Genomic DNA, 6,000 nt, shown 5'->3' with positions numbered 1-6,000 from the left:
CGCGGCTGCCTCGCGCAGTGCTTCGACGGGATCGGCGTTCTCGGTGATCGACGAAATATCAACTCCAGTCATGAGTCAACCTTAGTTGACCTCCCATTCAATCGTCAACCTAAGTTGACCGCACCGGTGAGTAGGGGCGAACTTGCGACAGGTGGCCAGTTCGCCGCCCCAGCCGGTGAACAGTGTCCCGGCCTCCGGCTCTCCGCAGGTCCCTGACCTGGCCCTTGAGCACGGTCAGCCTGCGGTCCCAGCCGATCCGCTCGGCGTTCACCGTCGCCGGCATCTCATGACATTGCTCCAGCAGTTCACGTATCTGCGGCTTAACCGCGTCCACGATCGAGCCCTTCGGCGGCGCGTCGTCCGCGATCGCCCTGCGGACGGTGTTTTTCGCGATCCCCAGCCTCCTCGCGATCGCCCGAACCGGCATCTGCTCGGCCCGGTGAAGCCGACGGATTTCCGCCCAGTCCTCCACGCTGATCAGCACTCCTCCCGGCCTGACTCAACGAGCCAGACCCCTGGATAGGGTCAACTTTCAAGCGTCGCCACTGGTCCGCTTTTCAGGCGTCGTCGACACATGCTGTTCCAAAGTGCCGATTGTGGAGGCTGGGCCAGTGCAGTTCTTCCGTTTCGGGCGGTAATTGCAGAACAACGGACGGAGGCGTGTTTGCGCCGGTACGTTGCCTGGGAGACGGGGAGTGGCGTACCGGATCCGTATGCACGGGGACGAGTGACGCCACTGTGCGACTGGGGGGTACATGTCAGAAGTATCGATGCTCATCGACGCCCTGCTGCGGGCCAGGCTGCGGCAGTTACCCGAGGTGGAGCGCGAGAGTGCGCGCTGGCGCACGCTCGGCGAGCGCCTGGAGGAGCTGGAGGGCGCACTCGCCGATCTGCGGGTGCACAGCACCATGGACGCCGAACTGACAGCGGCCCTGACACTTCCTCATCTTCCAGAGACCCGGCTGGCTGTGGCGGAAGCAGCGGACTCATTCAGAGTGATCGCTTCCCGCTTCACCCGGACAACAGTCAACATCGGTGTGAGCGGCGCGGCGCGCATGGGCAAGAGCACCCTGCTGCAGTCAGTCTCAGGCCTCGACGACAACCAGATTCCGACCGGTCACGGCATCCCGGTCACCGCGGTCCGCAGCCGCATCTTCCACTCACCTGCAGTACGACGGGCTGAGTTGGAGATGCACAGCCCGGAGAGTTTCCTCACCGAGGTGGTCTCTCCGCTGCATGTGGCGCTCGGTCTCGCCTCTGCGCCGCGTACGATCGCCGAATTCGGCCGCTGGGTCTACCCGGAAGCCTTGCCGGAAACCCGGGATCGTCTGTTGCTGACCCGGCTGCGTGAACTGCATGGTGCGTTGGAGTCTTACGAGCCGCTGCTGACCGGCGGGGTCAAGACGGTGCCGCTGGAACAGGTGCGGCGGTTCGTGGCCTATCCGACCCATGAGGAGATTACCGAGGGGGCTGGGCGGGTGGGGCGTGCCTATGCCGCCGTGCGCGAGGCCCGCATCGAGTGCGCCTTTCCGCACGAGGACGTGGCCGGGATCGGCATCGTGGACCTGCCGGGCCTGGGCGAGGTGGCCGCCGATGCCGACCGGCGGCATGTGGCGGGGCTGCGCAACGAGGTCGACGCGGTGCTGGTGGTCAAGCGTTCCTCCGACACCTCCTCGTTCTTCGACGAGACGGACACCGCCGGGCTCAGCCTTCTGGACGAGGTACGAGGGTTCGTGCGTAGCACCGGAGAATTCACCTACCTCGTGCACAACGTCGATCCGGACAAGCCCCATCTCGCAGAGAACCTCCGCGGCGACCTGCTGCGCAATGTCAACGGCGGTGAGCCGGACCGCTTCTTCACCGTGTTCGAGACCGATGTACGTGACCCGGAGCGGGTCGGCAGGGAGCTGCTCAGTCCTCTACTGAAGCGGATGGCGGAGGGGCTTCCGGTTATGGATTCCGAGGTGCTCGCCGGCACCCGGACCCAAGCCGCGGCTGTGCGTGACCGTACGCGCCTGCAGCTCACCGATCTGCGCCGGGCGCTCGACCAGGTGGCACGGCGGGCTGGAGTGCCGGAGGAAGTCAACGACGCCAAGGCTGCGCAGCTGCGCAGCGGTATCGCCGGGCGACTGCGCAGGCTGGCGGCGGAGCTGGCGGCGGAGGCGCACGGTTCCATGGTGGATTCGGGCTTCGGGGAGGCCGTTGGGAAGGCCTATGAGGGCGTACTCACATGGATCGAGGACGGCTTCGGAAAGGGCGCGGACGCATGGCGGGAGGAGGCGCTGACCTGCATGGTCACCGAAGGTCACTCGGCGGCGTTCGCGGGGCCGGAGTTCAGCAGGATCCGGGTCGAGATCAGCCGCCGGTTCTCGGCGCTGGACGACTTCTTCACGGCGCGGCTCACCTCTGCCTGGGACCGTACGGCCGCGGTATTCGAGGCCGAGTGCGGGGCGCTGTTCCAGCTTGACAAGGGCAGGCAGGCGGACGGTGTCTCCGGCTCCGATGGCACCACCGCCTGCCCTGTCGCGGGTCCCGGCCGCGAGGTTCTCGCCGAGCTGGCCGAACTGTTCGCCCGCTCTTCCCAGCCCTGCCCGGGTCTGGCTTCCGCGGTCAACAGCCTGCTGGATGTACGGCTGGAGTACCGCACTCTGCTCTACCCCCGGGTACGCCCCGATCTTGCCCCGCTGAATCTCCAGGTCAGCCACCCGGAAACCGGTGAGCAGATGCAGCAGGTGGCGGTCGCTTTGACCGAAGAGGGCGCCGAGGACCTGTACGAGCTGTTCGGCGGTCTCGCCGAGCAGGCGGCTTTTCGGATCCAGAAGTCGCTGTCGCAGGAAGCCGCGGTTCCTGCAGCCGTCATTCACGCGCTGGTAGAGCAGTTCGAAGACACCCTGATCCGATCCGGCACCTCGGTCCAGGAATTCCGGCGGTTCGTCCGTTCGTACCGCAACGACCTGTGGCCGGAGGAGTTCCAGGGGATCGACGAGGCCAATAGCCGCTTCGCGCGCGTGGTTCGCGTTGCGCAGGACATCTCCAGCATCGTCGAGGAGGAGCAGCTGTGACGGACGACCGCTCGGTCTTCGAGTACAAGATCGGGCTGCTGGCCCCCAGCCGTGTGGGCAAGAGCACACTGATCGCCAGTCTGCTTACCGAGGGCCAGCAACTGCTGGCCCGGGACTCCTCGGTACACCTGCTCACCGCGGACCGGCCCACCGCTCATCGGCTGGCCGCCGCCTACAACCTGGTCTCCGGAGCGCTCAAGGCCCGTGTGTTCCAGCCCGGCCTGGTTCCCAGTACCAGCGATCCCTCCTGGTTCCGGCTGTTGCTCGAAGCGCGGGGACAAGGCCTGCAGATCCGGTTCAACATCCTCGACTATCCGGGCGCATGGCTGGAAGGGGCCGGCGAAGGCACCGAGGACGAGCAGAAGTGGTCCGAGTGCGAAGCGTTCCTCGCCGACAGTTCCGTGCTTATCCTCCCGATCGACTCAGTGCTGCTCATGGACGCCGGTGACGACCACGCGCATCTGCTCACCTCTCACCTGTCAGTATTCCAGATCAACCAGGCCGTTCTCAGATGGGCGAAGAACCGGCGGGAGCTGGCGGGTGAGCCGGCCATGATCGTGTTCTGCCCGGTCAAGTGCGAGACGTACCTGTCGGACAGCGGCAGTCTCCAGGATCAAGCGGGCGCGCTGCGGGAGAAGGTGGTCGATCAGTTCAGCGAAGTGCTCAAGACGGTCCGTGAGGCGGCCCCGCACGCGGCGATCCGCTACCTCCCGATCGACACCTTCGGCTGTGTGGAGCTGGTCTCGGCACGCTGGCTCCACGCCCAGGCATCTCCCGGCGGCGAGATCCTCGTGCCCAAGTACCGGGTCCGGCCGCCGGGCCAGATTGTCCGGAAGGGACTGGACGACCTCATCACCCTGCTGTGCCGGCAACTGGTCGACACCGCGCGGACGCAGAGCGAGCGGACGACGGCAACACGGCAGACCGTTGCCCTGCACTCCCGAAGCTATGCGGAGGTGAGGGAGGGCTTCTTCCGTGACCTGTGGCTGAGCTTCAACGGCGAACGCGACCGTCGCAAGCGCGCCGCCGACAGCGACGCCCTGCTGTTCACCGAGTCGCAGCGCACCACCCAGTCGCTCTTCGACGTGCTCACCGCCCTGGCCACTCGGGAGAGCGGGCCCCGTCTGCACCATCTGAGCTGACCGCCGAAGGGACTACCGTGCAGATTTGTCTTCGAACCCGGGGCGTGCCCCGCAGGCTGGACTACGGCTTCCTCGGCCCCGCACCCGAAAGCCGCTGGTGGGACCCATACTCGGAGTACACCGCCACCGAGCGACCCTGCCTGCTCGCCATCTCGTCGAACGGTCGCTGGCGAGTGCTGATCAGTGGGGTCCCCTCCACCCGGACCGACTCCGTGGGAACCCTCATTTTCTACACCCTGGTCCTCGAGGGCTCCTCCCCCGGCCCGGGGGGTGCAGTGGAGGCCGGGCAGGACCGAGCCGCGGTGCTGGCGCTCGCGTCCCGCTGGCTGGACGACATCGCCGGTCACCCGGAGGGCCGCGGGGCGCTGTCCGAGCTCCTGGACGGTATCTGTTCCAGCACTGAGGTGGACCGGCTGCTGGCCGCCCGCCCCTCGGAGCTCGCCGCCGAGCGCAAGGAGCTCACCGGCAGGCTCGCGACCGCGCTGGCATCCCTGAATCCCGTCCCGCCCGTGCAGGACACCGACGTCCCCGCCCGTCTGGGGGAGCGCTGGATCGCCGGCCGAACGGCGCCTGGCGCCGACGCTGCCTTCTTGGTTCGGCTGGCCTCGCTGCTGTCCGGCAAGAACGGGGAGGCGCATCTGCTCAATCTGGTCTCCTGCGCGGAGGACATCACCACGTTGCCGCCGGGAGGTGGGCCGCTGGCCGTACTCGTCGAAGGCGGCATGGTCGGCGACTCCGCGATGCGGGCCGAGGCGCTTCCGGAGCTGCGTCCGGAGGTCGTGAACAGCGTCCCAAAAGCCCGGTGGCGGGCAGCGACAGTTCCCACAGCGGTGACCGCCGTCATCCTGCTGCTTCTGGGTCTGTCCCTGCTCGCCAGCGGCTGGATCTGACCAACCCGTTCCTGCTCAAGGGGAAATCATTCGGTTCTAGGTTTCCGTTGCGGTTGTCCGTCGGCCTTGGGGCGCTGCAGCGTCTGCATTTCGACTCAAGAGCCTCGTACCAGGGCGAGTGGCTGGAGCCTGGTGTCCTGTTGGCCTTCCGCGCCGAATTCTTGGCGTCCGAGCCGTGGAGTGGCCGCCCCATCCGGGCCCTTCTGTTCGCCCGACTGGCCGTGAGACGGGCCCGGTTTTTGGTGGAAACAGCCCGTTACGAATTCGCCAAGGTGGTGGACCTGGACTTCGCCGTGTCGTTGAACGGCGAGACGGTGTACGAGGCGTACGGGGTCAAGCCGATGAGGGAAGACAACCGACTCGTTTTCACCGACGAGCCCGGCTGCACCACGAGCTACACCACGATCGAACAGATAGTGCCCGGCTTGAAGCAGGCAGTTCGGAACGAGAACCACTGACCGTGCGTCAGCTAGCCGACCGCTGGGCTTCGCGTCGAGAGCCTCACCGCTTCCGGCCACGGCGTTGGCCCCTCTCGCCGGTTTGCGCGTCGTGTGGGGTCTGGGCTCATCCTGGCCGCTGCCTGGCCGAGAAGTTTTCTCAGTCGCAGTGGCCGGCCACCCGGATCCGCCCGGCCTGGTGGCTTGCTTCGCCGTGCCGGGAGCACTGCGGGTCGCGGCATCCCTGGTAGCGGAGCAGCGCTGGGCGCGCCAGCGCAGCTGTTGCGCATACGGCAGGGAGCTGAGGTTGTGGATGGCCATGTCGGCTGCGGGCAGGGCGAGCTGTCCGCGGGCCGCGGTGGCGGGCACCTGTGTCCAGCGGCCGGCTGAAGGCCCCGCGCGAGGACGAGGTGGGGCAGCGCTCCCACCGTCGGGGCTGGGCGATGCTCCGGACGTCCTCGACGGGCTG

The 6,000-nt window shown here is 67.2% G+C and carries 4 protein-coding genes and 1 pseudogene; 4 read left to right on the top strand and 1 reads right to left on the bottom strand.

Going from position 1 to position 6,000, the window contains the following annotated elements; translation table 11 throughout:
• Nucleotides 1–202: 202 nt before the first annotated feature.
• A pseudogene (locus ACWIHY_RS34780) lies at nt 203–481 on the bottom strand (helix-turn-helix domain-containing protein); the annotation flags it as partial.
• Between the two features lie 427 nt (nt 482–908).
• On the opposite strand from ACWIHY_RS34780, the gene ACWIHY_RS34775 reads away from it, so the two are divergent.
• Genes ACWIHY_RS34775 through ACWIHY_RS34760 form a run of 4 tightly spaced genes read left to right on the top strand, consistent with a single transcriptional unit; the run spans nt 909 to nt 5,552 of the window.
• Nucleotides 909–3,062 carry a hypothetical protein gene (locus tag ACWIHY_RS34775; RefSeq protein WP_454380387.1) on the top strand — a complete coding sequence of 718 codons (2,154 nt, stop codon included), beginning with the start codon at nt 909–911 and terminating at the stop codon, nt 3,060–3,062.
• Complete coding sequence (locus tag ACWIHY_RS34770; RefSeq protein ID WP_454380386.1) at nt 3,059–4,204, top strand: hypothetical protein; 1,146 nt, start codon at nt 3,059–3,061, stop codon at nt 4,202–4,204. Before ACWIHY_RS34775 ends, ACWIHY_RS34770 begins: the two co-directional genes overlap by 4 nt.
• Nucleotides 4,205–4,248: 44 nt before the next feature.
• On the top strand, nt 4,249–5,094 hold the full coding sequence (locus ACWIHY_RS34765) for a hypothetical protein (RefSeq protein ID WP_454380385.1): 846 nt from the start codon (nt 4,249–4,251) through the stop codon (nt 5,092–5,094).
• A gap of 53 nt (nt 5,095–5,147) precedes the next feature.
• A complete protein-coding gene (locus ACWIHY_RS34760; RefSeq protein WP_454380384.1) occupies nt 5,148–5,552 on the top strand; it encodes a hypothetical protein in 405 nt (134 codons plus the stop codon).
• Nucleotides 5,553–6,000: the final 448 nt, after the last annotated feature.

This window comes from Streptomyces sp. NPDC055287 (assembly GCF_053646035.1).
Note: the sequence above shows the minus strand (reverse complement) of the source record. Positions and strands in the feature narration are given on the sequence as shown.

Bases quoted from the DNA above. Each gene is read 5' to 3' on its own strand.
- ACWIHY_RS34775 (WP_454380387.1), top strand. From the start codon at position 909: ATGGACGCCGAACTGACAGCGGCCCTGACACTTCCTCATCTTCCAGAG.